24 protein-coding genes are annotated in these 26,249 nt (G+C 66.4%); 6 read left to right on the top strand and 18 right to left on the bottom strand.

The window, feature by feature from the left end:
- Positions 1-894 carry a LysR family transcriptional regulator gene (locus LK542_RS16335; RefSeq protein ID WP_227812689.1) on the bottom strand — a complete coding sequence of 298 codons (894 nt, stop codon included), beginning with the start codon at positions 892-894 and terminating at the stop codon, positions 1-3.
- Positions 895-969: 75 nt separating this feature from the next.
- A complete protein-coding gene (locus tag LK542_RS16330) occupies positions 970-1,200 on the bottom strand; it encodes a TIGR04438 family Trp-rich protein (RefSeq protein ID WP_227799513.1) in 231 nt (76 codons plus the stop codon).
- A 179-nt stretch (positions 1,201-1,379) separates the two neighbouring features.
- Here LK542_RS16330 and LK542_RS16325 point away from each other — a divergent pair, with 179 nt between their 5' ends.
- Positions 1,380-1,688, top strand: a complete 309-nt coding sequence (locus LK542_RS16325; RefSeq protein ID WP_227799512.1) for a c-type cytochrome — start codon at positions 1,380-1,382, stop codon at positions 1,686-1,688.
- Positions 1,689-1,752: 64 nt separating this feature from the next.
- Here the strand turns inward: LK542_RS16325 and LK542_RS16320 are convergent, their stop codons facing one another.
- The 8 genes from LK542_RS16320 to folD form a co-directional block, all read right to left on the bottom strand.
- Positions 1,753-2,886: a branched-chain amino acid ABC transporter substrate-binding protein gene (locus LK542_RS16320; RefSeq protein WP_227812688.1), complete on the bottom strand. Its 1,134-nt coding sequence runs from the start codon at positions 2,884-2,886 to the stop codon at positions 1,753-1,755.
- Positions 2,887-3,034: 148 nt separating this feature from the next.
- Entirely contained in the window at positions 3,035-3,757 is a 723-nt protein-coding gene (locus LK542_RS16315; protein WP_227812687.1) for an SIMPL domain-containing protein, read from the bottom strand.
- A gap of 99 nt (positions 3,758-3,856) precedes the next feature.
- Positions 3,857-5,413: an FAD-dependent oxidoreductase gene (locus tag LK542_RS16310; protein ID WP_227812686.1), complete on the bottom strand. Its 1,557-nt coding sequence runs from the start codon at positions 5,411-5,413 to the stop codon at positions 3,857-3,859.
- A gap of 84 nt (positions 5,414-5,497) precedes the next feature.
- Positions 5,498-7,660, bottom strand: coding sequence for a gluconolaconase (locus LK542_RS16305; protein WP_227812685.1), 2,163 nt, complete (start codon positions 7,658-7,660; stop codon positions 5,498-5,500).
- Between the two features lie 97 nt (positions 7,661-7,757).
- Positions 7,758-8,132 carry a hypothetical protein gene (locus tag LK542_RS16300; RefSeq protein WP_227812684.1) on the bottom strand — a complete coding sequence of 125 codons (375 nt, stop codon included), beginning with the start codon at positions 8,130-8,132 and terminating at the stop codon, positions 7,758-7,760.
- A complete protein-coding gene (locus LK542_RS16295; RefSeq protein ID WP_227812683.1) occupies positions 8,129-8,554 on the bottom strand; it encodes a DNA polymerase III subunit chi in 426 nt (141 codons plus the stop codon). Before LK542_RS16295 ends, LK542_RS16300 begins: the two co-directional genes overlap by 4 nt.
- 46 nt (positions 8,555-8,600) lie before the next feature.
- Complete coding sequence (locus tag LK542_RS16290; protein WP_227812682.1) at positions 8,601-10,703, bottom strand: M3 family metallopeptidase; 2,103 nt, start codon at positions 10,701-10,703, stop codon at positions 8,601-8,603.
- 18 nt (positions 10,704-10,721) lie between these two features.
- Positions 10,722-11,630, bottom strand: a complete 909-nt coding sequence (gene folD / locus LK542_RS16285) for a bifunctional methylenetetrahydrofolate dehydrogenase/methenyltetrahydrofolate cyclohydrolase FolD (protein WP_227799504.1) — start codon at positions 11,628-11,630, stop codon at positions 10,722-10,724.
- A 334-nt stretch (positions 11,631-11,964) separates the two neighbouring features.
- On the opposite strand from folD, the gene aceE reads away from it, so the two are divergent.
- The 3 genes from aceE (at position 11,965) to lpdA (ending at position 18,260) form a co-directional block, all read left to right on the top strand.
- The gene (gene aceE / locus LK542_RS16280) at positions 11,965-14,676 is read left to right on the top strand and encodes a pyruvate dehydrogenase (acetyl-transferring), homodimeric type (protein ID WP_227812681.1); all 2,712 of its coding nucleotides are present in this window, start codon (positions 11,965-11,967) and stop codon (positions 14,674-14,676) included.
- Positions 14,677-14,756: 80 nt separating this feature from the next.
- On the top strand, positions 14,757-16,403 hold the full coding sequence (gene aceF / locus LK542_RS16275; protein ID WP_227812680.1) for a dihydrolipoyllysine-residue acetyltransferase: 1,647 nt from the start codon (positions 14,757-14,759) through the stop codon (positions 16,401-16,403).
- A gap of 12 nt (positions 16,404-16,415) precedes the next feature.
- Positions 16,416-18,260 (top strand): dihydrolipoyl dehydrogenase, encoded by a 1,845-nt coding sequence (gene lpdA, locus LK542_RS16270; protein WP_227812679.1) that lies wholly within the window; start codon positions 16,416-16,418, stop codon positions 18,258-18,260.
- Positions 18,261-18,311: 51 nt separating this feature from the next.
- Here the strand turns inward: lpdA and LK542_RS16265 are convergent, their stop codons facing one another.
- The 6 genes from LK542_RS16265 to LK542_RS16240 form a co-directional block, all read right to left on the bottom strand.
- On the bottom strand, positions 18,312-19,085 hold the full coding sequence (locus LK542_RS16265) for a LytTR family DNA-binding domain-containing protein (RefSeq protein ID WP_227812678.1): 774 nt from the start codon (positions 19,083-19,085) through the stop codon (positions 18,312-18,314).
- Positions 19,082-20,218, bottom strand: coding sequence for a sensor histidine kinase (locus LK542_RS16260; RefSeq protein WP_227812677.1), 1,137 nt, complete (start codon positions 20,216-20,218; stop codon positions 19,082-19,084). Before LK542_RS16260 ends, LK542_RS16265 begins: the two co-directional genes overlap by 4 nt.
- On the bottom strand, positions 20,215-21,666 hold the full coding sequence (locus LK542_RS16255; RefSeq protein WP_227812676.1) for a carotenoid oxygenase family protein: 1,452 nt from the start codon (positions 21,664-21,666) through the stop codon (positions 20,215-20,217). Before LK542_RS16255 ends, LK542_RS16260 begins: the two co-directional genes overlap by 4 nt.
- Before the next feature lie 10 nt (positions 21,667-21,676).
- On the bottom strand, positions 21,677-22,090 hold the full coding sequence (locus LK542_RS16250; RefSeq protein ID WP_227812675.1) for a DUF2141 domain-containing protein: 414 nt from the start codon (positions 22,088-22,090) through the stop codon (positions 21,677-21,679).
- A 120-nt stretch (positions 22,091-22,210) separates the two neighbouring features.
- Positions 22,211-22,786, bottom strand: coding sequence for a hypothetical protein (locus tag LK542_RS16245; RefSeq protein ID WP_227812674.1), 576 nt, complete (start codon positions 22,784-22,786; stop codon positions 22,211-22,213).
- A gap of 7 nt (positions 22,787-22,793) precedes the next feature.
- Positions 22,794-23,414 (bottom strand): hypothetical protein, encoded by a 621-nt coding sequence (locus tag LK542_RS16240; RefSeq protein ID WP_227812673.1) that lies wholly within the window; start codon positions 23,412-23,414, stop codon positions 22,794-22,796.
- A 194-nt stretch (positions 23,415-23,608) separates the two neighbouring features.
- On the opposite strand from LK542_RS16240, the gene LK542_RS16235 reads away from it, so the two are divergent.
- A complete protein-coding gene (locus tag LK542_RS16235) occupies positions 23,609-23,926 on the top strand; it encodes a hypothetical protein (RefSeq protein ID WP_227799494.1) in 318 nt (105 codons plus the stop codon).
- A 79-nt stretch (positions 23,927-24,005) separates the two neighbouring features.
- Here LK542_RS16235 and LK542_RS16230 read toward each other — a convergent pair whose 3' ends face one another.
- Together LK542_RS16230 and LK542_RS16225 are read right to left on the bottom strand one after the other, a co-directional pair.
- Positions 24,006-24,191, bottom strand: coding sequence for a hypothetical protein (locus LK542_RS16230; RefSeq protein ID WP_227799493.1), 186 nt, complete (start codon positions 24,189-24,191; stop codon positions 24,006-24,008).
- Between the two features lie 133 nt (positions 24,192-24,324).
- Positions 24,325-24,987 carry a TetR/AcrR family transcriptional regulator gene (locus LK542_RS16225; RefSeq protein WP_227812672.1) on the bottom strand — a complete coding sequence of 221 codons (663 nt, stop codon included), beginning with the start codon at positions 24,985-24,987 and terminating at the stop codon, positions 24,325-24,327.
- 117 nt (positions 24,988-25,104) lie between these two features.
- Here LK542_RS16225 and LK542_RS16220 point away from each other — a divergent pair, with 117 nt between their 5' ends.
- Positions 25,105-26,244, top strand: coding sequence for an HlyD family secretion protein (locus LK542_RS16220; protein WP_227812671.1), 1,140 nt, complete (start codon positions 25,105-25,107; stop codon positions 26,242-26,244).
- The last annotated feature ends 5 nt before the right edge of the window (positions 26,245-26,249 follow it).

Here is a 26,249-nt window from a genome sequence, read left to right as displayed (position 1 = left end):
TTATTCTCTCTCGATGAAATCCAGGAAGCTCCTGAGCACGGGCGAGGCATTGTCGCGGCGCCAGGCCAGCCCCAGCTCGGTGAGCGGCGTGGGCTCATGCAGGGCGCGGTACTCGACGCCGGCGCGCATCAGGTTCGACACGGATTGTGGCACAAGTGCCAATCCCATGCCGCCGGAGACCAGGCTGACGATGGTCTGCATCTGCAGCGCTTCCTGCCCGATGACGGGCGTGATGCCGGCGGCGCGGAAGGTGGCGAGGATGGCGTCGTGCAGGGCCGGGGCCGCCGCGCGCGGGAAGATCACCAGCGGCAGCGGCGGCAGGTCGCGCAGCCGCACCGGGCCCTTGCCGCGCAGCGCGTCCAGCCCGGCGGGGGCGCACAGGATCAGCGGCTCTGCGAGCACCTTGCGGTAGCCGAGCGTCGTATCGAGCGCACCGGGAAGCGGCGGGATCACGAAGCCGGCGTCGACGCGGCCCTGCAGCAGTTCCTCGGCCTGCACGTCGGAAGTGGCTTCGCGCAGCACCAGGCGCACCTCGGGGAAGGCGGCGCGGTAGCGCTGCAGGATCGAAGGCAGCACGCTGTAGTCGGCCGTGGAGACGAAAGCGAGGGTGAGGCGACCCGCTTCGCCGGCAGCGACGCGGCGCACCAGCTCGGGCAGGGCGCCGGCCTCCAGCAGGATGCGGCGCGCTTCAGGCAGCAGGGCGCTGCCGGCGGCGGTGAGCGCTACCTGGCGCCGGTTGCGCAGGAACAGCGGCGCGCCGAGCAGCTCTTCGAGCCCGGCGATGCTTTGCGACAGCGGCGGCTGCGTCATGTGCAGGCGTTCGGCCGCACGCCCGAAATGGAGTTCTTCGGCCACTGTAACGAAGTGCCGAAGCTGGCGGAGTTCGAGATTCATTGATACGCGCCGTGTATGGAAAATGCTCAGTGATATGTTAAACATATCACATCACAGGGCGCGCGGTGTGCGCTGTCAGGTCTTGCGGCGCTTGTCGAAGGCTTTCTGGACGCGTTCTTCGCGGCGCTTGTTCAGCACATTGTGTTCCTTCTTCTTGTCGAGCCCGAGGACTTTTTCGATGAATTCGAACCAGATGAAGGCGAACACCATCAGGCCGATGATGGCCCACCAGGACAGCTCGGCAAAGCGCCAGACCTCGAACAGGCGCAGGCCGCTCAGGGCGGCGATCAAGAGGATCAGCGGCATGGGATAGCTCCTTATCCCGTGCATATTACGCATGAATTTATTTCCGCGTGGAAAAATATCGCAGTTTGTGAAGATTCGCCAACAATGCAGTGGTGTTACCGGCGTAACAGGGTGTATCCCCTTATGAAGCGCCGGGAAATCCACGGTAGAATGCAGTCGTCATAAACCTGGAGAAACAAATGAAACGCTCGTTGTTGTTGTGTGTGGTGATGTCGGCCTTCGCGTCCAGCGGCGCGTTGGCCCAGGCCGACCTGGCGAAGGCCAAGAATTGCATGGCTTGCCACGCGGTCGGCAACAAACTGGTGGGCCCGTCCTACAAGGATGTGGCCGCCAAGTACGAGGGCCAGAAGGGCGCCGAGGACAAGCTGGTGCAGAAAGTGCTGAAGGGCGGCGCGGGTACCTGGGGCCCGGTGCCGATGCCGGCCAACCCGCAGGTGAGCGAGGCCGAAGCCCGCAGCCTGGTGAAATGGGTGCTGGCGCAGAAGTAATCCTCGCCCGGCATAAATCAAGCGCGCCTGCGTGAGCAGAGCGCGCTTTTTGTTTTTTGGTGCATCAGCGGATCACGTCGATCCGCGAGCGCTTGCCGCCCTTGTAGGTGAACAGGGTCAGCGCGCCGTTCTGGATGTCGCCCGAGGGGTCGAACTGGATGGTCCCGGTCACGCCCTCGTACTTGATGCGCTTCAGCTCCGGCAGGTACCGGGCCGGGTCGGCCGACTTCGCGTTCTGCATCGCCGCCGCCATCACCATCACCGAATCGTAGACATAGGGCGCATACAGCTGCACCTCGGCGCCGGTCTTCTGTTTGAAGCGCGTACGGAAGTCCGCCATCACCCCCTCCTGGGCACCCTTGACGCCGCCGGCCTCGGCGCAGACCACCTTGTTTTCGCCCACCGCATCGCCCGCCAGCCGTCCCAGCGCTTCGGTGCAGATGCCGTCGCCGCCCATGAACTTCGCGGTGATGCCGAGGGTCTTCATCTGCTTGAGCATGGGGCCGGCCACCGAATCCATGCCGCCGAAGAAGACCAGGTCGGGTTTGGCGCCGCGGATCTTGGTGAGGATGGCGGTGTAGTCGGTGGCGGTCGCCGTGGTGAACTCCTTGGCCACCACGCGCACCCCCGGTCCCTTCACGCCTTTGGCGAATTCCTGGGCCACGCCCTGGCCGTAGGTAGTGCGGTCGTCGATGATGGCGATGTTCTTGGCCTTCAGGGTCTCGACCGCGTACCTGCCCAGCGTCCCGCCCAGCTTGGCGTCGTTGGCGACCACCCGGAAGGCGCCCGGGAACTTCTGCCTGGTGTACTGGGTGGCCGTGGTGGCGGGGGAGATCTGCACCAGCCCGGCGTCATGGTAGATCTTCGAGGCCGGCACCGTGGTGCCCGAGTTCAGGTGGCCGACGATGCCGTTGACCCGCGCGTCGACCAGCTTCTGGGCCACCGCCGTTCCCTGTTTGGGGTCGCTGCCGTCATCCTCGGCCAGCAGCTGCAGTTTCACCTTCTGGCCATTCAGGGTGAAGCCCCTGGCGTTGAGTTCGTCGATCGCCATGCGGGCGGCGTTCTCGTTGTCCTTGCCGAGGTGGGCGTTGGGGCCGGAGACCGGGCCCACGTGGCCGATTTTGACGACCTGCTGGGCGTGGGCGCCGGCGGCAGCCAGCGTGCAGGCGAATGCGATGAGTCCGATACCGAGGCGCATGTGGAATCTCCTTGTAAAGACGCGTTCCACAGCACAAGGTACATCAGTTTTTTACAGCCGAAAAGCAATTATTGCGAGCATTTGCGCCGCCGCACCAGTCCAGTGCGCAAAGCACCGGCGTGGCATGGCGGCTGCCGCAAGGAGGTGCTTATTTCCCGCCGATCCGGTAGATCACGTCAGCCGTCTGGGCCAGCCGCATCGCCTGCACCAGCGCCATGTCCGTCTTCGGCGGCACGCGGCGGCCGCCGCCACCGCGGGCGTTCGAATCGCTGGCCATGCCCATCGCGTTCGACAGGTTCTTGAGCGGCGCGATCGATACGCCGGTCGCCGGCCCCAGCCTGGCGCCGACGCCGCGCGCGATCTCCTGTGCCTTGAGTTTGGCCGACACGAGCGCCTGCTGGAGCAGGTCGGATTCGATCTTCTCGCGGTCGCTGCGGTTGTAGGTGACGGCCAGCGATTCGATGTCCTTCATCACGATCAGGGCGCGCATCACGGGCGTCCACTGGCCCAGGTCGCGCACGGTCACGTGCATCGAGACCCGCGTCTCCATCGGCATCGGCTGGCCTTCGGGCAGGATGTCGACCTTGCGCGGACGGCGCACGATGTCCTGCACGAAGACGTCTTCCGCCGCGATGCCGTGCTGGGCGAACAGCGCGCGGCTGGCCTCGAGCCTGTCGTTGACGATCTTCCAGGCGGCGTCGGCATCGGGTTCGAGCGATACGATGTCGATATCGATCTCGCCGACGTCGGGCATGATGTACTGGTCGGCGGTCGCGCTCACGTGGATGAAGGGATGGTTGGGCAGGTCGGCCGCCATGCCTGGCAAGGCAGTGGCGGCCAGCAGCAGGGCGGCGGCGAATCGTTTCAGCATGCGAGGCACTCCGTGGTCAATGAGGAATGCCTCGACAATAGATTATCTAGACATATGTGTCTATAAGTTTCGCAGGAGCCCTGAGCACTTATGCGTAAATCATAGAACAGCCGGTCTAGGCATGCATACACGGTAGCGCCCGTAGTCGAGGTCGCAGAAATAGTCTTCCAGCGCCTGCGCCGAGGCGCCCGGATCGCACAGGGCCACGTAGCCGTCCGGCCGCAGCAGGTAGCCGGCGTTGCGCGCAAAGCCGGCCTCTTCGTGTTCCTGGCGCCAGTCGAACTCGCGCAGGATCATGCCGTGGCGGTCGCACCAGGCGCGCAGGTCGGGGTAGGCCTGGCCGTAGACGTGCACCTGCCAGTCGATGCGCGCCGGCGGCGCGTAGTTGTCCTGGCCGTCGTCGCCGGCCGCGACCCAGGGCAGGCGGTCGCCGCCATGCACGCGGCCGGCCACGCCGCTCGACAGCGGGCTGTCGTGGTAGTTGATGGTGGTCTGCGACAGGATCCGGAAGATCGACTCGCGCACCGGCCCGATGCCATAGGCGGCGCTGGCGAAGGTCGGCGCGATGCGCGTGCGCACGAAGTCGGCGACACTGCTCTCCGCCGTGACAAAGCTGAACAGGCGGTCGGTGGTGTCGACCAGCTTGCGGGCAAAGGCGATCCGCTCCTTCTCGTAGGTGTCGAGCAGGCTGTCGCGGGCCTCGCCGCGCACCACGGCGGCCAGCTTCCACGCCAGGTTGATGGCGTCGCCGATTCCGGTGTTCATGCCCTGGCCGCCGGCCGGGCTGTGCACGTGGGCCGCGTCGCCCAGCAGGAAAGCGCGCCCCTTGCGGTAGTGGTCGGTGACGCGGTGGTGTACGCGGTAGGTCGAGAACCAGTGCACCTGCTCGACTTCGAGGCCCAGGCTGGCCATGGCGCGGTGGCTGACGTCGTCGAAGCTGAGGATGCTCGCTTCGTCGCGCTCGTCGCGGATGGTGCCGACCAGGCGCCCGCGCCCGGCATCGTCGTAACCGAGGAAGATCACGAAGTCCGAGGTCTCGAGCGACAGGTGGATTTCGCCGTTGGCGGCTTGGCCGCGCGACTGCACGTCGGCGACGTAGAAGATGTGGTCGTAGGTGCCGCCGGCAAAGCCGGTGCCGAGCTGGCGCCGCACGAAGGAACGCGCGCCGTCACAGCCGCACAGGTAGCGCGCTTCGACCAGCTGCTTGTCGCCGTCGGCGTGGCGCAGCTGGACTGAAATGCCGTCCGCGGTTTCGTCGAAGCCGGCCAGTTCGGTGCGGCGCAGGATGCGCACGCCGGCAGCCTCGAGGTGGCGCTCGAGCAGCTGCTCGTGCGCGTCCTGCGGATAGATCAGCACGTAGGGGTAGGGCGTCAGGCGCGCGCCGGCGTCGCGCAGCGACAGTTTGGCGCGGCGCTTGCCCCGCACCCACAGGTTGATGCAGGGGTTCGGCCGGCCGGCCCCGGCGACTTCGTCCGCCAGCCCGAGCGGGCGGTACAGCTCCAGCGTGCGCGCCTGCACCGCCATCGCGCGCGAGGTGGTGCCCGGCCCGTCGGCCTTGTCGACGATGCAGACCCGGGTGCCCTGCTTTGCCAGCGCCAGCGCCAGCACCATGCCGGTCGGGCCTGCACCGGCGATGAGTACGTCATTTCGGTCCATGATGAGCTCCTGTTACAAGTTTCGTCTTGCACAGATGCCGCCGCGGTACGGATGTTCCGCGGTTATCCGAACTTCATTGTAGGCTCACTCGATGACAAGCGACAGGTCGCGTCCTTCGAGCGCCACCTCGCCGGCGTAGTCGGCCGCGTAGATGCGCAGGATGTACTCACCCGGCGCCACGCCGCCGAGCTGCCAGCTGCCCGTCTGCACCTCGCCATCCTGCAGGCGGCTGTGGAGCGCGTAGGCGAAGCGGGTGGCCTGGCTGCCGTACACGGTAATGCCGCTGTTGGGCGCATAGACGGCCTTCACTGCGTCCGGGTTGCGTGGCAGCCGGTCGTAGACCTGCGTGATGAGCGGCCGCTCGTAGCCGGCCACGGGCGTGCCGTCGGCGCGCAGCAGCTGGTAGCCGAGCTTGTACAGGCCAAGGCGCCGGCGCGCCAGGTTGCCGTCCACCTGGTCATAGGCGTCGACCACGATGTTCACCTCACCCAGCGAACGCGGCACGCGCAGGCGCTTGTCCAGTGCCGGACGCTTGCGGGTGCCCGTAGGCGGACGCAGGCGCTTGCCCGTGCTGTCGAACAGGGCGATGCTGTTGATGCGCGGCGCCACGGTATCGATGAAGCCCACGAAGGGCAGGCTGAGCGGATTGACCACCGCGCCGCCCTGGTAGTAGTCGAGGTGCACGTGGGCCATCGCATTGATGGTGCCGAGCGGGTCGCCGACGGCGAAGCGGGTGCCGCGCGGCACGCGCACGCGCTCGGCCTTGCCGCGCTCGCCCGTGAGCACCACGAAGCGCGGGTCGAGCGGCTTGCCGCGGGTGTCGCGGCCGACCCGCATGTGGATATAGGAGAGCGGCCCCAGGCTGATGCCCTCGCTGAGCGAATCGAAGCCCCAGTTGGCGTAGGGGTCCGAGATCTTCGAGGGGAACACGGCCAGCACCTTCGAGCCGACGTCGGCGCGCACGTCGAGGCCGGCGTGGAAGTGGTCACGGCTCTCGCCGCTGTAGCTGCCGCGCACTTCGCCCATCACGCCGACCACCTCGTGCACGCTGTCCTGCGGTCCGACCGGCCAGGGCATCGGCTCCTTGCGGGCGACGGCGACCGGCTGCGGGCGCGCCGGCGCCGCTTCGTTGGCGCGCGGGCTGGACAGGCGGTGCAGGCGGTGGGCCTGGGCGTCGGCCACCACCAGGCTGCCGTCGCGCTCGACCGCGATGCCGCGCGGACCGTAGAGCTGCACGGTGCCGTCGGGGCCGAAGCCGTCGGTCGACGCCGGCACGTCGGCGTCCGGCAGGGGACGCACCTCACCCTCCGGCGTGAGCTGCAGGATGCGCCCGCCCGCGCTGGCGGCAATATAGAGGTAGCCGTCACGGGTCAGGGCCAGGCCGACCGGGCGCCGCAGCGGGGCGCGGCGCTCGCCCTCGGCGGGTGCGGCGATGGTGGTGACCGTGCCGTCGGTGCCGATGCGGCGGATCGCGTTGTTGCCGGTGTCGGCCACGTAGAGCGTGCCGTTGGTGGTCACCGCGAGCGCGCTCGGGGTATCGAAACTCGCCGCCGCACCCACGCTGTCGGCGTTGCCCGGCTTGGCGCCACCGGCGATGGTGGTGACGCTGCCGTCGCGGCCGATGCGGCGGATGCGGTCGTTGTAGGTGTCGGCCACGTAGACGACGCCGGTGTCGTCCACAGCGATGCCGACCGGGCCGTGGAACCGCGCCGCGCGTCCGATGCCGTCCGTGTCTCCCGGCGTGCCGTCGCCGGCGATGGTCGTGACGGCGCCATCCTTCGTGATCTTGCGGATCGCATGGTTGCCGGTATCGGCCACGAACAGGTTGCCCTCGTGGTCGAAAGCCAGCGCCGACGGGGTGTGGAACGCGGCCGCCGTGCCGACACCGTCCTGGAAGCCCTCCTTGCTGCCGGCAAAAGTGCTCACCGTGCCATCCGGCGCGATGCTGCGGATGCGGTTGGTGTCGCCGGCATCGGCGACGTAGACCTTGCCTTTGGCGTCGAGCGCCACGCCGAACGGGTCGTCGAAGCGGCTCGAGGCGGCCGGGCCGTCCACCGCACCCGGGATGCCGTCGCCGGCCAGCGTGGTCACGCGCGCGGGCCAGAACGGCACCGTCTTGGCCGCCTTCGGCGTGAACACTGCCAGCGCGCCCGGCTGGCGTTCGATGGTGTCGGTGAAATAGAGGACGGCGCCGGCAATGGCGACGCCCGCGCCCGCGAGCGCGGCGATGAGGATCTTTCGGTTCACTGGAGCTGCCGGATGATTGCTGAGGCAGCAATCTTAGCCGATGCCCGCGCGCCGTGTCGTACGTGGGATGGACGGGATCCGATCCCGGGGCAAACGATTATTTGCCGAGCGTTTGCAGGTGAGCGATCTCTTTGGCGACGGCGTTGCTGACGATCTCGCCCAGGGCCTGGTTCAGGCCTTCGCGCAGGTCGGCGGTGAAGCTTTCCAGGGTGCGCTGCATGGCGTCGGCCATGGCGTCGCGCACGCGCTGCTCGATCGCGAAGTCGACGCGGCCCTGCAATTGCTGCAGCACGCGCTCGGTGACGCGGCGTTCCAGCACGCTCCATTCCTCGCCGGTCCAGCGTTCGGTGGCGCGGCGTTCCAGCTGTTCGGCCACGGGCTCCTGGCTCGGAGCCGGTGTCGGCGCGAGCGGCTCGGTGACGACCTCGGTGAGGACAGGAATGCTCGGATCGAAGGCTGGCGTTTGGCTCATGACTGTCCTGCGACGAAGTGGGTCAGGGGATAGTTCTGCTTCTTGTACGCGACGTAGCGCTGGCGCCCGGCGGCGGCGTCGTCTTCGTCGACCGAGATGATCTCGAACACGCGCGCGAACTGCTCCAGTCTAGCGGGCGTGCGGCGGGTGAGGTTGACCAGCATCTCGTGATGCGGCAATGGCAGGGCCTCATCAAAGGTGACGATGACCGGCGTTTGATCCGCCAATGGGTCATCTGCCAGCACGTGGGGAATGAAGTCGGTATCCGAGACCGTCCACAGCGCGGTGTTCAGCGCTTCGGCCTGCGCGGCGTCTTCGGCCAGCACCACGACCTTGGCCTTCGATGCGTAGGCCTTGCGGGCGAGGCGGCAGGCATAGGCCAGCTTGTCGGGGATGTTGGTGTGGAAGTCGATGCGGGTCATGGTGCTATTGTAAAACGGGGCGGCGCCAGGCCGCCCCTTGGGAACATCAGGCGCGGGCGTTGTTCTGCGCGCCGCCCTGGATCATGCCGCTGTGGCGCAGCAGCGCGTCGATCGAGGGCTCGCGGCCGCGGAAGGCCCTGAACGATTCCAGCGCCGGACGCGAGCCGCCCACCGCCAGGATCTCCTGCTGGAAGCGCTTGCCGGTTTCCTGCAGCTGGCCCGACTCCAGTGCTTCTTCGAAGGCCGCATAGGCGTCGGCGGACAGCACCTCGGCCCACTTGTAGCTGTAGTAGCCGGCCGCGTAACCGCCCGAGAAGATGTGGCCGAAGGAATGCTGGAAGCGGTTGAAGCCCGGCGGGATCATCACCGCGAACTGCTTGCGGATGTCGTCGATCAGCTCCTGCACCGTGCGATCGGCTTTCGGGTCGAAGTCGTAGTGCAGGTGCATGTCGATCAGCGAGAACTCGACCTGGCGCAGCGTCATCATCCCGGACTGGAAATTCTTCGCCGCCAGCATCTTGTCGTACAGCGCGCGCGGCAGCGGCTCGCCCGTCTTCACGTGCGCGGTCATCTGCTGCAGCTTGTCCCACTCCCAGCAGAAGTTTTCCATGAACTGCGAGGGCAGCTCCACCGCATCCCACTCGACGCCCGAGATGCCCGACACCGACAGCTCCTCGACTTCGGTCAGCATGTGGTGCAGGCCGTGGCCGAACTCGTGGAACAGGGTGATGACTTCGTCGTGCGTGAACAGGGACGGCTGCAGCTTGCCATCGACGGTTGCCGGCGGGGTGAAGTTGCAGGTCAGGTAGGCAATCGGGGTCTGCACGATGCCGCCAATGGTGACGCGGCGGCCGCGCGCATCGTCCATCCACGCGCCCTGGTTCTTGCCGGCGCGCGCATACAGATCGAGGTAGAACTGGCCGATGAGTTGACCATCGCGCTCGATGCGGAAGAAGCGCACATCCGGGTGCCACACGGGCGCCACGTCCTGCTTGACACGCACCCCGAACAGGTCCTGGATGACGGTGAACAGGCCTTCGACGACCTTCGGCTCAGGGAAGTATTCCTTCACTTCCTTCTCGGAGAAGGCGTAGCGCTGCTCACGCAGCTTTTCCGAGGCGTAGGCCACGTCCCAGGACTGCAGGTCAGCGATGCCCAGTTCGTCGCGTGCAAAGGCGCGCAGCTCTTCCAGGTCCTTCTCGGCAAACGGGCGGGCGCGCTTGGCGAGGTCCTCGAGGAACTCGACCACGTGCTGCGGGCTTTCCGCCATCTTCGGCACCAGGGAGACTTCGGCGAAGTTGGCGTATTCCAGCAGCTGGGCTTCTTCATGGCGCAGTTGCAGGAGCTTGACGATGTTGGCGGTGTTGTCCCACTCGGCGGCCTTGCTGAACATGGTGCCGGTGTCCGAGGCCTTGGTGCTGCTCGCGCGGTAGATGGTTTCGCGCAGGGAGCGGTTGTCGCAGAACTGCAGCACCGGATAGTAGGACGGGAAGTGCAGGGTGAACTGCCAGCCGGCCTTGCCTTCCTGCTCGGCGCTGGCGCGGGCCGCGGCCTTCACGTCGTCCGGGATGCCCGACAGTTCGGCTTCGTTCTCGACCAGCAGCTTGTAGTCGTTGGTGGCGTCCAGCACGTTCTGCGAGAAGCGCGTCGAGGTCGCGGCCTGCTGTTCCTGGATCTCGGCGAAGCGTTCCTTCTTATCCTCCGGCAGCTCGGCGCCGCCCAGGCGGAAGTCGCGCAGCGCGTTCTCGACGATGCGCTTGCGCGCCGGGGAAAGGCTCTCGTATTCGCTGCCGGCGCGCAGCTGTTTGTACTTGGCGAACAGGGCCTCGTTCTGGCCCAGAGAGGTCCAGAACTCGGTCACCTTCGGCTGGTTCTCGTTATAGGTAGCGCGCAGCTCGGGCGTGTCCGCCACGTGGTTCAGGTGGTTGACCACGCCCCAGGCGCGGCCCAGGCGCTCGGTAGCTTCCTCGAGCGGGATCACGAAGCTGTCCCAGGTGACGTTATCCGACGGTGCTTCCAGTTGGGCGACGACGTCGGCCGCCCCCTTGATCAGCTGTTCGATGGCCGGCGTCACGTGCTCCGGCTTGACCAGGTCGAACCGGGTCAGGCCCGAGAAATCGAGGAGGGGATTGCTGGTGTCGATGGTCATGGTGTTCCTTTAAAAGGTTCAGGCCACGCCCGGCTTCGGTTCCATTCCCGTTGCCTGGCTGGGGCAGTTCTGGCTGCTGGAGTGCACGCGTTCTGCGGACTCCACGGTGTTCATCAACAGCATGGTGATCGTCATCGGGCCGACGCCGCCCGGCACCGGGGTGATATGCGAGGCGACTTCGCGTACACCGGCGTAATCCACGTCGCCGCACAGCTTGCCCGCGTCGTCGCGGTTCATGCCGACGTCGATCACGACCGCGCCCGGCTTCACCATGTCTGCCGTGAGAGTATTGCGGCGGCCGACGGCAGCCACCACGACGTCGGCCTGGCGGGTGTACAGGCCCAGGTCCGGCGTCGCGCTATGGCAGATGGTGACGGTGGCGTTGGCTTGCAAGAGCAGCAGGGCCATCGGTTTGCCGACCGTGTTCGAGCGGCCGATCACGACCGCGTGCTTGCCGCGCAGGTCGATGCCGGTGGTTTCGATCAGCTTCATGCAGCCGTAGGGGGTGCAGGGACGGAAGCCCGGCAGGTTGGCGACCAGTTCGCCGGCCGACAGCACCGAGTAGCCATCCACGTCCTTGCTGGTGGCGATCGCTTCGATCACCTTGCTCGGGTCGATGTGTTTGGGCAGGGGCATCTGCACCAGGATGCCGTGGATCGCCGGGTCGGCGTTCAGGGCGGCGATACGGTCGAGCAGGGCGGCTTCGGACAGGTCGGCGTCGTACTTTTCCAGCACCGAATGAAAGCCCACGTCGCCGCAGGCTTTGACCTTGTTGCGCACGTAGACGTGGCTCGCCGGGTCCTCGCCGACCAGAATCACGGCCAGGCCCGGCTGCTTGCCGGCGGCGGTGAGTTTTGCTGCGCGCTGGGCGATTTCGCCGCGCAGTTGTTGGGAAAGGAGGACTCCGTCGATGTTCTGGGCTGGCATGTTTGGGCTCACGACTAGGCAAAAATGAAATTATAAGGTCTTCATCCACTATCGCGCGCCGCGCGGGGCGAAGCATGGTCATATTTATAGCCGCCTGTGCCAAAGGTGGGAGCGTGCGCCGCCGGCTTCGTTATACGATTGCCAATCCGCTCCAGAGTGAAAAATGTGCGATCGCAGCATCGAATTTCATTATGTGGAATGACATATCGCAATTTGAAAAAGCCAAACGCTACTGATAGAATCGAACGGTTTATTTCCCGACATTTGAAAATTCACCATCGCCGCCAGCCGTGATTGGGATCGGGTGGGGCGCAAATTCTTAGGAGACGCATTAATGTCAGCTCAACTCGACCAGTTGACGGCACAAGCTGCCAACGACCCGGACACCCTCGAAACCCAGGAATGGCTGGATGCGCTGGAGGCGGTGATCGAACATGAAGGCACCGAGCGCGCCCACTACCTGATGGAGCGCATGGTCGACCTGGCGCGTCGCCGCGGCGCCCATATCCCGTTCTCGAGCAATACCGCCTACGTGAACACCATCCCGGCCCACCTGAACGTGAACTGCCCGGGCAACCTCGAATACGAAGAGCGTCTGCGCTCGTGGATGCGCTGGAACGCGATGGCGATGGTGGTCAAGGCCAACCGCGCCGACGGCGACCTGGGCGGCCACATCTCCTCGTTCGCCTCGCTGGCCAACATGCTGGGCATCGGCTTCAACCACTTCTGGCACGCTCCGACCGAAGAGCATGGCGGCGACCTGCTGTACATCCAGGGCCACTCCTCGCCCGGCATCTACGCGCGCGCCTACCTCGAAGGCCGTATCTCCGAAGAGCAGCTGCTGAACTTCCGCCGCGAAGTCGACGGCAAGGGCCTGTCGTCCTACCCGCACCCGAAACTGATGCCGGACTTCTGGCAGTTCCCGACCGTCTCGATGGGCCTGGGCCCGCTGATGGCGATCTACCAGGCGCGCTTCCTGAAGTATTTGCACGCACGCGGCATCGCCAACACCGAGAACCGCAAGGTCTGGGTATTCTGCGGCGACGGCGAGATGGACGAGCCGGAATCGATGGGCGCGATCGGCATGGCCGCGCGCGAGCGTCTCGACAACCTGGTCATGGTCGTCAACTGCAACCTGCAGCGCCTGGACGGTCCGGTGCGCGGCAACGGCAAGATCATTCAAGAGCTGGAAGCGGACTTCCGCGGCGCCGGCTGGAACGTCGTCAAGGTCATCTGGGGCTCGCAGTGGGATGCGCTCCTCTCTAAAGACAAGGACGGCATCCTGCAGCGCGTGATGATGGAAACCGTCGACGGCGAATACCAGAACTACAAGGCCAAGGACGGCGCCTACGTGCGCAAGCACTTCTTCGGCAAGCATCCGGAGCTGCTCAAGATGGTCGCCAACATGAGCGACGACGACATCTGGCGCCTGACCCGCGGCGGCCACGATCCGCACAAGATCTACGCCGCGTTCAAGAACGCCCAGGAGAACAAGGGCACCCCGACCGTGCTGCTGGTGAAGACCGTCAAGGGCTTCGGCATGGGCAAGTCGGGCGAGGCGCGCAACACCGCGCACCAGACCAAGAAGCTGGACGACGCCGCGATCCGCGAGATGCGCGACCGCTTCAACATTCCTATCCCGGACGACAAGCTGTCCGAGATCCCGTTCTTCAAGCCCTCCGACGATTCGCCCGAGATGCAGTACCTGCACGAGCGCCGCAAGGCCCTCGGCGGCTACCTGCCGCAGCGCCGCGCCAAGGCCGACGAAAACCTGGTGGTGCCGGCATTGGAGACCTTCAAGTCGGTGCTGGAACCGACCGCGGAAGGCCGCGAGATCTCGACCACGCAATCGTATGTGCGCGTGATCACCAGCCTGCTGAAAGACCCGAGCATCGGCCAGCGCATCGTCCCGATCCTGGTCGACGAGTCGCGTACCTTCGGTATGGAAGGCCTGTTCCGCCAGATCGGTATCTTCAACCAGCAGGGCCAGCTGTATGAGCCGGTCGACCGCGACCAGGTGATGTACTACCGCGAAGACAAGGCCGGCCAAATCCTGCAAGAGGGTATCAACGAAGCGGGCGGCATGAGCTCGTGGATCGCCGCGGCGACCTCGTACTCGTCGAACAACCGCACCATGATCCCGTTCTACACCTTCTACTCGATGTTCGGGATGCAGCGTGTGGGCGACCTGGTCTGGCTGGCAGGCGACATCCGTGCGCGCGGCTTCCTGATGGGCGGCACCGCCGGCCGCACCACGCTGAACGGCGAAGGCCTGCAGCACGAGGACGGCCACAGCCACATCATCGCGGCCACGGTCCCGAACTGCATTCCGTACGACCCGACCTTCGGCCATGAAGTGGCGGTGATCATCCAGGACGGCCTGCGCCGGATGGTGCAAGAACAGGAAGACGTGTTCTATTACATCACCATCATGAACGAGAACTACGCGCATCCGGGCCTGAAGCCGGGCCAGGAAGAGGGCATCCTGAAGGGCATGTACCTGCTGCAGGAAGGCGCCCCGATCCAGGGCAGCAAGGACGACGCCAAGCGCGTCCAGCTGATCGGCTGCGGCACCATCCTGCGCGAGTCGATCTTCGCGGCAGAACTGCTGAAGAACGACTGGGGCGTCGATGCGGACGTGTGGTCGGCGCCGTCGCTCACGCTGCTGGCGCGTGACGGCCAGGACGCCGAGCGCTGGAACATGGTCAACCCGGATGCCGAGCAGCGCGTGCCCTACGTGACCTCGCTGATGCAGAACACCGCCGGTCCGATCGTCGCAACCACCGACTACATGCGCATGTTCGCCGAGCAGATCCGCGGCTTCATGCCGAAGGGCCGCACCTACAAGGTGCTGGGCACCGACGGCTTCGGCCGTTCGGATTCGCGCGTCAAGCTGCGCGAGTTCTTCGAGGTGAACCGCTACTACATCACCGTGGCATCGCTGCGCGCACTGGCCGACGAAGGCAAGATCGACCGCGCCCTGGTTGGCCAGGCGATCCAGAAGTACGGCATCGACCAGAACAAGCCGAATCCTGTGACCCAGTAAATGCTCGAAGCCGTTCTCGCACACCTGCAACTGCGGGAGCGGCTTAAGCGCTAACTCAAAGAACAAACGGAGCTAACACTATGAGCATTGTGGAAGTCAAAGTCCCTGATATCGGCGACTTCAAGGAAGTGGAAGTCATCGAGCTGATGGTCAAGCCGGGCGACACGATCAAGGTCGACCAGTCGCTGGTGACCGTCGAATCGGACAAGGCCAGCATGGAGATCCCCTCCAGCCACGCCGGCGTCGTGAAAGAAATCAAAGTGAAGGTCGGCGACAAGGTCGCCGAAGGTTCGCTCGTGCTGCTGGTCGAGGAAGCCGGCGGCGCGGCCGCTGCATCTGCACCTGCTGCCGCTGCACCTGCGCCTGCCGCTGCCGCACCGGCACCGCAAGCCGCACCGGCACCTGCCGCCGCTGCTCCCGCAGCTGCTGGTGGTATCGTCGAAGTCACCGTGCCGGACATCGGCGACTTCAAGGAAGTCGAAGTCATCGAACTGATGGTCAAGCCGGGCGACCAGATCAAGGTCGACCAGTCGCTGATCACGGTCGAATCGGACAAGGCGAGCATGGAGATCCCGTCCAGCCACGCCGGTACCGTCAAGGAAATCAAAGTGAAGGTCGGCGACAAGGTCGCCAAGGGTTCGCTGGTGCTGCTGGTCGAGTCGACCGGCGGTGCGCCTGCCGCTGCGCCCGCCGCAGCCGCGCCTGCGCCTGCTGCTGCCGCTCCTGTACCGGCGGCCGCCGCTCCGGCGCCTGCCGCAGCTGCACCTGCCCCGGCGCCAAGCCAGGGCGTCACCGGCTCCAAAGCCCACGCTTCGCCGTCGATCCGCAAGTTCGCCCGCGAACTGGGCGTCGACCTGGCGCGCGTGCCGGGCACCGGTCCGAAAGGCCGCATCACCCAGCAGGACGTGCAGAACTTCGTCAAGGGCGTGATGGCTGCCGGCCCAACGGCTGCCGCCCCGGCGAAGGGCGGTTCCGGCGGCGGCATGGAAGTGCTGGCCTGGCCGTCGCTGGACTTCTCGAAGTTCGGTCCGACCGAAACCGTGGCCCTGCCGCGCATCAAGAAGATCTCGGGTCCGAACCTGCACCGCAACTGGGTCATGATCCCGCACGTGACGCACTTCGAGGACGCCGACGTCACCGACCTGGAACAGTTCCGCGTCGATTCGAACGCCGCGCTGGCCAAGCAGAAGTCGACCGTCAAGCTGACCATGCTGGCCTTCGTCATCAAGGCCTCGGTCGCTGCGCTGAAGAAGTTCCCGCAGTTTAATTCGTCGCTGTCGGAAGACGGCGGCAGCCTGATCGTCAAGCAGTACTACAACATCGGCTTCGCAGCCGATACCCCGAACGGCCTGGTGGTCCCGGTCGTGAAGGATGCGGACAAGAAGACCATCTCGCAGATCGCCGTCGAAATGGGCGAACTCTCCGCACAGGCGCGCGACGGCAAGCTGTCCCCGAGCGCGATGCAGGGCGCGACCTTCACCATCTCGTCGCTGGGCGGCATCGGTGGCACGGCGTTCACGCCGATCATCAATGCGCCGGAAGTGGCGATCCTGGGCCTGTCGAAGTCGGCGATGAAGCCGGTGTGGGATGGTTCCAGCTTCCAGCCGCGCCTGATGCTGCCGCTGTCGCTGTCCTACGACCACCGCGTCATCGACGGCGCCGGCGCCGCGCGCTTCGCCGCCTACCTGGCGGACGTGCTGGCCGACCTGCGCAAGACCCTTCTGTAAGGAGCGCCGAGTATGAGCACTGTTGAGGTAAAAGTACCGAACATCGGCGACTTCAAGGACGTCGAAGTCATCGAGCTGCTGGTGAAGCCGGGCGACACCATCAAGGTCGACCAGTCCCTGGTCACCGTCGAATCGGACAAGGCCAGCATGGAGATCCCGTCGACGAACGCCGGCGTGGTCAAGGAAGTGAAGGTCAAGGTCGGCGACAAGGTGAACGAAGGTTCGCTGCTGTTGATGATCGAGGAATCCGGCGCCGGCGCGGCACCTGCCGCCCCTGCGCCTGACGCCAAGCCGGCCGCGCAGATCGGCGCGCAGGCAGTGGCGCCGACCGCCGCTGCCGCTCCGACCGACTCGTACGCGCCGGCACACCCGGCGCCAGCGGCCACCCCGCCTGCCGCACCGGCGCCGGGCGCGGCCAGCTACAGCGGCCAGGTCGACATCGAATGCGAAATGATGGTGCTGGGCGCGGGTCCGGGCGGCTACTCGGCCGCCTTCCGCGCGGCCGACCTGGGCATGAACACCGTGCTGGTCGAGAAGTATGCGACCCTGGGCGGCGTCTGCCTGAACGTGGGCTGCATCCCGTCCAAGGCGCTGCTGCACGTGGCGCACATCATGGACGAGACCGCGCACATGGCCGACCTGGGCGTGAGCTTCGCCAGGCCCGACGTCGATATCGACAAGCTGCGCGCCTACAAGGATGGCGTGATCAAGAAGATGACCGGCGGCCTGAATTTCATGGCCAAGGCGCGCAAGGTCAACGTGGTGCAGGGCGTGGGCCAGTTCCTCAGCCCGAACCACATCGAAGTGACCGCAGCTGACGGTAGCAAGAAAGTTGTTAAGTTCCAGAAGGCGATCATCGCCGCCGGTTCCTCGGTGGTGAAGCTGCCTTTCGTGCCGGAAGATCCGCGCATCGTCGACTCGACCGGCGCGCTGGAACTGCGCCAGGTGCCGAAGCGCATGCTCGTGATCGGCGGCGGCATCATCGGCCTGGAGATGGCGACCGTGTACTCGACCCTGGGTGCGCGCATCGACGTGGTCGAAATGATGGATGGCCTGATGCAGGGCGCCGACCGCGAGGCCGTCAAGGTCTGGCAGAAGTACAACGCGCACCGCTTCGACAACATCATGTTGAAGACCAAGACCGTCGGCGTGGAAGCGCTGCCGGAAGGGATCAAGGTCACGTTCGAGTCGGCTGAAGCGGGCCAGCCGGCGCCGGCGGCACAGGTCTACGACCTGGTGCTGGTGGCCGTGGGCCGCAGCCCGAACGGCAAGAAGATCGCTGCCGAGAAGGCTGGCGTGGCCGTGACCGACCGCGGCTTCATCGGCGTGGACGGCCAGATGCGCACCAACGTGCCGCACATCTTCGCCATCGGCGACCTGGTGGGCCAGCCGATGCTGGCGCACAAGGCCGTGCACGAGGCCCACGTGGCAGCGGAAGCGGCGCACGGCGAGAAGGCCTTCTTCGATGCCAAGGTGATCCCGTCGGTGGCCTACACCGATCCGGAAGTCGCGTGGGTCGGCCTGACCGAGGAAGAAGCCAAGCAGAAGGGCATCGCCGTCGAGAAGGGCCACTTCCCGTGGAACGCCAGCGGCCGCGCGGTCGCCAATGGCCGCGACGAGGGCTTCACCAAGCTGCTGTTCGACGCCGAGACCAAGCGCATCATCGGCGGCACGATCGTCGGCACCAATGCCGGCGACATGATCGGCGAAGTGGCGCTGGCGATCGAGATGGGCGCGGACGGCGTGGACATCGGCAAGACCATCCACCCGCACCCGACCCTGGGCGAATCGATCGGCATGGCGGCGGAAGCCTACAAGGGCGTCTGCACCGACCTGCCGCCGGCGCGCAAGAAGTGATTGTCGCTGTCGCGACGCAATGAAGACGGGACCCCGCGGGGTCCCGTTTTTTTACATCTGCTTGAACAGGTCCACGTAATTCCGGCTCACCACCAGCTGCTCGTCCCGTCCTTTCAGGCGCACATGCAGCCGCCCGCGGAAATCCGTGCGCGTGCCCGCCACATGCTTCGCCGCGACGATCACGCCGCGGTGGATCTGCCAGAACTGCTGCGTATCGAGCTGCTCCTTCAGCTTGGAGAGCGGGGTGCGGATCAGGCATTCGCCGTCGGCCAGATACACGCTGGTGTACTTGTCGTTGCTCTGGAAGTAGATCACCTCGTCGATCGCTACCAGCCGCGTCTCCTGGCCCTTGGCCGCGCGGATCCATTGCAGCGGCGCCGGCGCGGGTGCGCCCACGCCCAGCTGGCGCAGCAGCGCCGCCAGCGCCTCCGGGACCTGGGCCGGCGCCGGAGTGCCCAAGGCTTGCTTGAGGCGCGCCACCGTGCGCGACAGGCGCTCCAGCCCGATCGGCTTGAGCAGGTAATCGAAGGCCGCGTGTTCGAAGGCCTGCAGCGTGTAGTGGTCGTAAGCGGTGGTGAACACGACGCGTGGCGGATTGCCACCCTGGCACAGGCGCGCCGCCAGTTCGATGCCGTTCAGGCCCGGCATCTGGATGTCGAGGAAGACCACCTGCGGCGCCAGCTCGTCGATCAGCTCGAGCGCCTGGATGCCGTTGGCGGCGCGGCTGACGCGCAGCTCGGGCCAGGCAGCCGCGAGCTGGGTTTCCATGTAGTCGAGCAGATGCGGTTCGTCGTCGGCGATCAGGGCGCGTGGATGGTCGTTCATGGCACCAGGAGAGGTAACAGCAGGCGCGAGGTGACGCCGCCCGTGGGGTTTTCGATGAGTTGCAGTTGCGCGCCGGCGCCGTACAGCTGGCGCAGGCGCTCGCGCAGGTTGGACAGGCCGACGCCGCCGCCGGGACGCGGCGCACCGGGACGCAATCCGAGACCGCTATCGCATACTTCGATGCACAGCACGGCGTCTTCGCGGCGCGCGCGCACCACGATCTCGCCGCCCTCGAGCTTGGGCTCGATGCCATGCATGATTGCGTTCTCGACCAGCGGCTGCAGCAGCATCGGCGGCAGCGGCAGCGCTTGCGCGCCCGGGTCGCATTCGAAGCGCCAGCGCAGGCGCCCCTCCATGCGCACGCCCAGCACATCGAGGTAGGCGCCGGCCAGGTCGATTTCGCTGCCCAAGGTCGCATGCTCGGCGCGGCTGGCCGACAGGCTGGCGCGCAGGTAGTCGATGAAGCGCTCCAGCATGCGGCGCGCCCTGGCCGGTTGGGTGTCGATCAGGCTGACGACATTGGCCAGGGTGTTGTACAGGAAGTGCGGCTCGATCTGGGCCTGCAGGGCGCGCAGGCGCGCTTCCGCGACCAGGCGGCCGGCGGCGGCGATCTGCTCCTGCTGGCGCGCGGCATCGGCTTCGCGCCGCATACGGCGTTCGCCCGCCGCCAGCAGCAGGACCATCAGCACGGCCGTCATCATGCCGAAGGCGAGCAGGAACATCACGGTAGTGCTGTACTGGAAGAAGCGCAGCGGGCTCCTGCCGACGACCAGGGCATTGCCGAACGGGATGCCGATTACGCTGGCCAGCGTGATCGCAGCCACCTGTGCGGTGCGGAACAGCAGCATGTTGTCGCGCGCGAGGAAGCGTTCGAGCAGCTGCAGCATGCCGTGGATCAGGAAGCCGATCAGGTTGCTGATGACAAGGGTGGCGTACAGCAGACGCCAGAACGACATCTCGCGGCCGAAGAGTTTCTGCAGCACCGTCAGGCCCACGCCGAGCAGGCTGCTCCAGATCGCCGTGTACAGCAAGTCGCGCGCGAGCGAGGGCGGCCAGCGCCGGAACAGGGGAAACAATTCCAGTGGATGGTTGCGCTCGCGGACCGGAGCGCTGGTGTGGTGGTTGGTCATCATGCTGTTAAGAAATTACCATGAAAGCAGTGCGGTGTGCGATAGGGCAGCCGCGCCAGGGCCAGCGGGCCGGCGGACACATGCGCTGCATCGAACACCGTCATCACGCCCACGCCACGGCGCAGGTCCTGGGCCACGCCGACCAGGTAAGCGTCGGTCTCCGAACGCGCGTTGCGGCGCGGGACCAGCACGTGTTCCTCGACCTGCCAGCCTTCATCGAAGCGGTAGCCGTCCACCTTGCCGCTGTCGGTGTCGACCAGGTTGACCGAGGACAGCCGTCCCGCTCCTCCAAGCAGCACCAGCTTGCGATGGCGGCCACCGACTACCTGTGGCGCCACGCGCGGGAATTCGCTGTCGCCGAACAGACGGCTGACGTGCGCCTGGCCGCTCCCATAGTCGAGGCAGACCTGGACCGCTTCGCTGCGCGACTGGGCCGCGCGGCGTTCGCCGGCCATCAGGCTGCCCAGTTCGGCCAGCACGTCGCCCTCGTGCAGGACCACGTCGAAGCGGGTGCAGTCGCCGTCTTCCCAGGCGTTCCCGAAGTGGAAGACCATGCGCGGCGGCAGTTCGAAGACCTTGCGCACGGTGAGGCTGTCTTTCGCGACCACGACGATGCGCATCGGCCGCTCGGCCCAGGCGTGGCGCTCGGCAAAGCTCTTGTCCTTCCCGGGCAGCAGGTCGTAGGGCGGGATCATGAAGATCAGGTGTTTGCTGCTCACCACGAAGTCATGCACCATGGCCTGCTGCGGCACCTTGATCAGGGCCGTGCGCAGGACCTGGCCGTCGGCGCCGATCTGGTAGAGCGCGATGCCGCCGGAGCCGGGCAGGGCGCCGAAGTTCCACATGCCGCCCTGCGGGTCGACTTTCGGGTGGGCCGAGAAGGGCATGGCGCGCAGGTCCTCGCGCCAGGTCTTCACGCCGACGGTGGCCAGCGTTTCCGGATCCATTTCGGTCGCCGAGCCGCCTTCCCACAGCGCATACACGCGGCCATTGAAGGGCAGCAGATTGGTGTTGGCCGCGTTCAGGGTGTCGTTGTCGCGAAAGCCGCGCCGCGCCACCCAGGTGCCGAAGGCGGGATAGAGGAACTGGCCGGCCGCCGACTCGTCCAGGTAGCGGCGGGTCTCCACAAAGCGGCCCTGGTGGGTGACTCGTCCGCCGGCGATGGTCCAGCGCTGGGCGAAACCATCGCCGTCGAACCAGTGGTGATAGCGTTCTCCGCCCAGCTCGAAACGGCCGGGCCCATTGCGATAGAAGCTGCCTTCCAGGTCGCGTGGCAGGCGTCCGGAGACCACCGCCGCGCCGGCCTGGCTGCCGACCGTGTCGGCGTAGACGGCAAGCGCGGGGTCGCGTGCCAGGGCGGCGTGGAAGCGCCGGTAGGTCTGCTCGTCGGCACGGGCAGTGCCGGCGAGGGCCAGGCTGCCGACGGCGGCGAGGAAGCGGCGGCGGTCCATGTCCGCTTCCTCAGCGCAGGCTGATGGTGGCGGTGGCGCCGTCAGCGGGCAGCGCGAACTTCACCTGCTCGAAGCTCGGCGGCCCCATGTTGCCGAGGGCGTTGTTGCTGAAGGCGTGGTCCTCGACCGGGATGCCCATGGGATTGCTGTCCATCTTGCCGTTGGCATTGGCGTCGTGGAACAGGGCGATGCCATAGGCGCCGGCCGGCAGGTCCTTGATGACCACGTCGACGCTGCCGGCTGCCGCCGCCACGCGGGCGGCCTGCATTGGGCGGCGCAGGAAGCTGCCCGGCGAATCGTAGACGGCGACCATGATGTTGCCCTGGCTTGACTTGACGTCGGTGACGCGCACCGTGAGGTCGGCGGCGCCGGCGGTGCAGCTGAGCAGGGAAAGGGCGAGGCAGGCGCTGCGGATCGGGTTCATCGTGGTCTCCTTCGGTTGTCGATGGAGCCACTGTAGCGATGCGCGGGAGCGCAGGAAGAGGGATGCGACGAGGGACCGGCTGCCCGGCGCGAGTTGCAGCCGGGCAGCGCGAGTTGCAGATCAGGGCGCGAGCGCCTTGCGGAATTCCGGGTCGTCGAACAGCTGGCCGGCCAGCTTGCGGTACAGACCCTGGTACTGTCCGGCTGCGAGCGGGATCGCGACCGCGCCGACGAAGGACGACTCCCAGGTGGCGCTGGCGCTCAGGGTACGGTCATAGCGGACGGTGTCGTTGCGCTTGACCACGAAGCGCGCCGACAGTTTGCCGCTGCCGGTGCCGATCGCGGCATCGAGCTCGCTGTCAAGCAGCGTGCCGCTGATCACGGTCGGCGCGTTCGGGTCGGCCAGGCCGGCCGCCGCCAGTTCCACGCGCAGGGTCTCGCCGAGGTACTGGGCAAAGGAGCCGCCGATCGGCGAGTTCAGGCTGGCGGCGCGGATGCTGACCGACTGGTCGAGCGCGGCCGGCTTGCTGGTGTCGAGCGTGAAGCTGCCGACGCGGGCCGGGGCCAGCTGGGCGCTGCGCAGGCGCGCGGTGTTCTCGATAGTGGCTTGCGGCACGCCCATCGGGGTCGAGGCGCAGCCGGTCAGCAGCAGGACGGCGCCGGTGGCGGCGATGGCGAAGAGACGGGAGATGTTCATGTTGGGCTCAGTTCAGGACGGATTGCTGGGACAAGTCGTTCAGCGCGTTCGAGACGATCTGGCGCGTCATGCTGCGCACGGCGTCTTCGACACTGGCCGACTTGGTGGCGTTGGGCGGGTCGCTGGTGACGCCCATGGCGGTGTGGATCGCGTGGCGCGCGCTGGTCACGACCGGCGTGGTCTGGCCCGGCGCCAGATAGGTGACTTTGCATTCGTAGTAGTCGGTGACGACATTGCCGGCCAGGCCGAAGGTCAGGCCGGTGACAAAGCCCTTGGCGGCCGCGCTGCCGGTGTCGGCCGGGAGGTTGTTGACGGTCACGTTCAGCAGCGGGGCCTTGCCGTCGGCGACGATGCCGGAGAACAGGCCACTGGCCATGACCTGGTCGGTCACCTGGCCGCGCAGCAGTTCGGTGGCGCGGGCGTTCGGGGCGCCGGCGCTCTGGAATTCAAACGTCAGCTGGACCGGGCGCGGCTGGGCGACCTTCTTGTACTGGGCGGCGGCGACTTCCTTGGTCGCGGTGTCGACATAGAAGCTGGCGCAGCCGGTCAGCAGGGCCGAGCCCGCGAGCAGCAGGGCAGTGGCGGCGTGGCGCATCAGCGCGCGCCCAGGCGCGATCATGAAGTTCATTTCATCCCTTTGTAATTGGTAAAGTGGCCATGCGGCCGGCGACGAGCTTAACAAATCGTTGCTCTCGAAAAATCTCACTTTCTCACTTGTGGCGGCGGACGAGGCAGGCAGGCGGATTCCAATCGTGCCGCGGGGCCATGGCGTCGTATTGACGCTATGATGAAGGCCATGGAGTCAGCGACAGGGAGGCTGCGATGTACGAACATGGCAATGAATACGTCGGCACGGTATTCGTGCTGCCCGAAACCCGCTCCTTCGAGCTCAGGACCATGGTCCATGGGGAAGCAGCGATTGTGACCGGCACCATTTCCCAGCAGCTCGCGGCGCGCTTCGCCGACGGCGCCGCCGATCCGATCGACCCGCGCCAGGTGGCCTTGCAGCCGCGCCGGGTCGAAGTGATGACCCGCGAAATCCACGAACGCCACCGCGCCCCGCGCAAGGTGTATTGCCTGACCCGGCTGTTCGATTTCGATACCGCGCCGCAGGGCAATCGCACGCCGGCCATGGCCTGAGGCGGAGCAGGGACGTAAAAAAGCCGCCCGGCTTGTGCGGGGCGGCTGTTTGCGTGCGTGTTCGCTCAGGTAGCGGCGTTCAGGTAAAAGCGATAAACCGTTGCGGGATATCGATGGTCCCGGCCTGGGCAGCGGCCGCGTAGGCACGCATTTCTGCAACGACTGCTTCAAGCTGTTCGTTGTTCGGATTCTGCAGGAAACCCTTCATGCGTTCCTGCAGGGCCGCCTGCTGGTCGCGCCATTCGTATCGGGAAGACTTGCTCATGCTTCCTCCTCGCGGCGAACGGCCGCTGTCGTTTTATTGTTCATGACATCCTCCTGTAATAAGGGTGTCAGATTGTCACATTGGGCGCACCAGGTCGGTGCGATCACGCACAGACCGGGGTTTTACCATGTGGTCAAAGAATGCTGCGGTAAAACAGTTCTAAACGCTCGGCAAGCTGCCGGCGCGCTTCTTCGCGCACCGGTTCCCGTTCCGGGAACAGGAAACGCATGACAGGGTCGCCATTGATGCAGGCAATCAGGTGGCCGGGGAGCAGGGCGATGGGCGCATCCGGGCGCAGCTGGGCGCGCACATCGGGACGGGCGAAATAACGTTCCAGCATCTCGCGGGTGGCGCGCGGCCCGGCGTCATAGAAGGCGTCGGCCAGTTCCGGATTGCTGCCGGCTTCCGCGATCACCACCCGCTGCAGGGCCATGGCATCGGGTTCGCACAGCATGTCGTAGAAATGGCCGGCGAACTCGCCGATGACCTCGCGCAGCGGGCGCTGGTCGGCATCCATCTTCCCGACCGGGAAGAAGCGCGCGCGGCGCGCAGCCAGCACGGCCTTCAGCAGACCCGCCTTGCCGCCGAATTTGACGTAAATGGTCCGCACCGCGACGCGCGCCTCGCGCGCGATCGTGTCCAGGCTGACGCCGGTATAGCCGTGCTTCAGGAACAGGCAGCCGGCGACGTCGATCAGTTCGCGCGTGCGCGCTTCGACTTCCGAGGCCTTGGGGCGGCCGGCGGATTTGGAGGCGGACTTGGCAGTATCTGGGGTGTCGGGATGGGCATTACGCATGGTGGATAGAGTAATTCACCTAAAAATGAAATGCAACCGTTTCATTTCTTGACTTCGCTGGCAGCGTGTCGAATAATGCGATGGACCCATTTCATTTTTCTTCGGAGTTTGACCGTCATGGCAGAATCGCACACCCCGGCCCAGCAGTCGCCAGTATCCGCACCAGCACCGGCAGCCCCGGTTAAAACCCCGCCCAACAAGCGCGTGCTGGGCGTGGTGGCGCTGATCGCCCTGGTCGCCCTCGGGGCGGGCGGGCGCATGTGGTACCGCAGCAGCCACTTCGTCGAGACCGAGAACGCCTACGTCACGGGGCGCGTGCACCCGGTGTCGAGCCGGGTGGCGGGCGTGGTGACGCGCGTGCTGGTGGACGACAACCAGATCGTGAAAGCCGGCGACGTGATCGCCGAGCTGGACCCGGCCGACCACCGCGTGCGCATCGAACAGATCGAAGCGCAGATTGCCAGCGCGGAGCAGCAGATCGGCCAGGCCGACGCCCAGGTGGCGCAGGTGAAGGCGCAGGCCGCGGCCGCCGGCGCCCAGGTCAAGCAGTCCGAAGCCCAGCTGGTGCGTGCGCGCCAGGACGCCGAGCGCTTCGGCCAGCTGTATAACGACACCATGAAGGCCGTCTCCAGGGCCGAAGTGGATGCCTCGAGCGCCGCGCGCGCCGCCGCCACCGCCGACGTGGCGGCGCGCCGCGAGAGCGCCAGCGCCGCCCTGGCCCAGGTGAACGCCGCCAGCGCCGGCCGCGACGTGCTCAAGGCCCAGGTCAAGGTGCTGCAGGCGCAGTTGAAGGACGCGCGCCAGCAGCTGGCCTACAACCAGATCGTGGCGCCGGTGGCGGGCCGCGTCGGCAAGCGCAGCGTCGAAGTCGGCGCCCGCGTGCAGCCGGGCCAGCAGCTGCTGGCCGTGGTCGAGGACGAGGTCTGGGTCACCGCCAACTTCAAGGAAACCCAGCTGGCCGGCCTGGAGCCGGGCCAGCAGGTCTCGCTCGAAGTCGATGCGCTGCCGGGCAAACACCTGATGGGCCGCGTGCACAGCTTCTCGCCGGCCTCGGGCGCCCAGTTCGCGCTGCTGCCGGCCGATAACGCAACCGGCAACTTCACCAAGATCGTGCAGCGGGTGCCGGTCAAGATCGTGCTCGACCCGAACGACGTCAAGAAATACGCCGGCCGCCTGGTGCCGGGCATGTCGGTGGTGGCCGAGGTCGAACTGGGCCAGAAGGTCCAGCACACCCAGACTGCGGCCGTCGCCCATTAAGGACC

Source organism: Massilia sp. IC2-477, from assembly GCF_020707265.1.
Classification (GTDB): Bacteria; Pseudomonadota; Gammaproteobacteria; order Burkholderiales; family Burkholderiaceae_D; genus Telluria.
This window is presented reverse-complemented; position numbering and strand designations above follow the sequence as displayed.

Coding starts and splice junctions, on each gene's coding strand:
- LK542_RS16335 (WP_227812689.1), bottom strand. CDS start 894: ATGAATCTCGAACTCCGCCAGCTTCGGCACTTCGTTACAGTGGCCGAA.
- LK542_RS16330 (WP_227799513.1), bottom strand. CDS start 1,200: ATGCCGCTGATCCTCTTGATCGCCGCCCTGAGCGGCCTGCGCCTGTTC.
- LK542_RS16325 (WP_227799512.1), top strand. CDS start 1,380: ATGAAACGCTCGTTGTTGTTGTGTGTGGTGATGTCGGCCTTCGCGTCC.
- LK542_RS16320 (WP_227812688.1), bottom strand. CDS start 2,886: ATGCGCCTCGGTATCGGACTCATCGCATTCGCCTGCACGCTGGCTGCC.
- LK542_RS16315 (WP_227812687.1), bottom strand. CDS start 3,757: ATGCTGAAACGATTCGCCGCCGCCCTGCTGCTGGCCGCCACTGCCTTG.
- LK542_RS16310 (WP_227812686.1), bottom strand. CDS start 5,413: ATGGACCGAAATGACGTACTCATCGCCGGTGCAGGCCCGACCGGCATG.
- LK542_RS16300 (WP_227812684.1), bottom strand. CDS start 8,132: ATGAGCCAAACGCCAGCCTTCGATCCGAGCATTCCTGTCCTCACCGAG.
- LK542_RS16295 (WP_227812683.1), bottom strand. CDS start 8,554: ATGACCCGCATCGACTTCCACACCAACATCCCCGACAAGCTGGCCTAT.
- LK542_RS16290 (WP_227812682.1), bottom strand. CDS start 10,703: ATGACCATCGACACCAGCAATCCCCTCCTCGATTTCTCGGGCCTGACC.
- folD (WP_227799504.1), bottom strand. CDS start 11,630: ATGCCAGCCCAGAACATCGACGGAGTCCTCCTTTCCCAACAACTGCGC.
- aceE (WP_227812681.1), top strand. CDS start 11,965: ATGTCAGCTCAACTCGACCAGTTGACGGCACAAGCTGCCAACGACCCG.
- aceF (WP_227812680.1), top strand. CDS start 14,757: ATGAGCATTGTGGAAGTCAAAGTCCCTGATATCGGCGACTTCAAGGAA.
- lpdA (WP_227812679.1), top strand. CDS start 16,416: ATGAGCACTGTTGAGGTAAAAGTACCGAACATCGGCGACTTCAAGGAC.
- LK542_RS16265 (WP_227812678.1), bottom strand. CDS start 19,085: ATGAACGACCATCCACGCGCCCTGATCGCCGACGACGAACCGCATCTG.
- LK542_RS16260 (WP_227812677.1), bottom strand. CDS start 20,218: ATGATGACCAACCACCACACCAGCGCTCCGGTCCGCGAGCGCAACCAT.
- LK542_RS16255 (WP_227812676.1), bottom strand. CDS start 21,666: ATGGACCGCCGCCGCTTCCTCGCCGCCGTCGGCAGCCTGGCCCTCGCC.
- LK542_RS16250 (WP_227812675.1), bottom strand. CDS start 22,090: ATGAACCCGATCCGCAGCGCCTGCCTCGCCCTTTCCCTGCTCAGCTGC.
- LK542_RS16245 (WP_227812674.1), bottom strand. CDS start 22,786: ATGAACATCTCCCGTCTCTTCGCCATCGCCGCCACCGGCGCCGTCCTG.
- LK542_RS16240 (WP_227812673.1), bottom strand. CDS start 23,414: ATGAACTTCATGATCGCGCCTGGGCGCGCGCTGATGCGCCACGCCGCC.
- LK542_RS16235 (WP_227799494.1), top strand. CDS start 23,609: ATGTACGAACATGGCAATGAATACGTCGGCACGGTATTCGTGCTGCCC.
- LK542_RS16230 (WP_227799493.1), bottom strand. CDS start 24,191: ATGAGCAAGTCTTCCCGATACGAATGGCGCGACCAGCAGGCGGCCCTG.
- LK542_RS16225 (WP_227812672.1), bottom strand. CDS start 24,987: ATGCGTAATGCCCATCCCGACACCCCAGATACTGCCAAGTCCGCCTCC.
- LK542_RS16220 (WP_227812671.1), top strand. CDS start 25,105: ATGGCAGAATCGCACACCCCGGCCCAGCAGTCGCCAGTATCCGCACCA.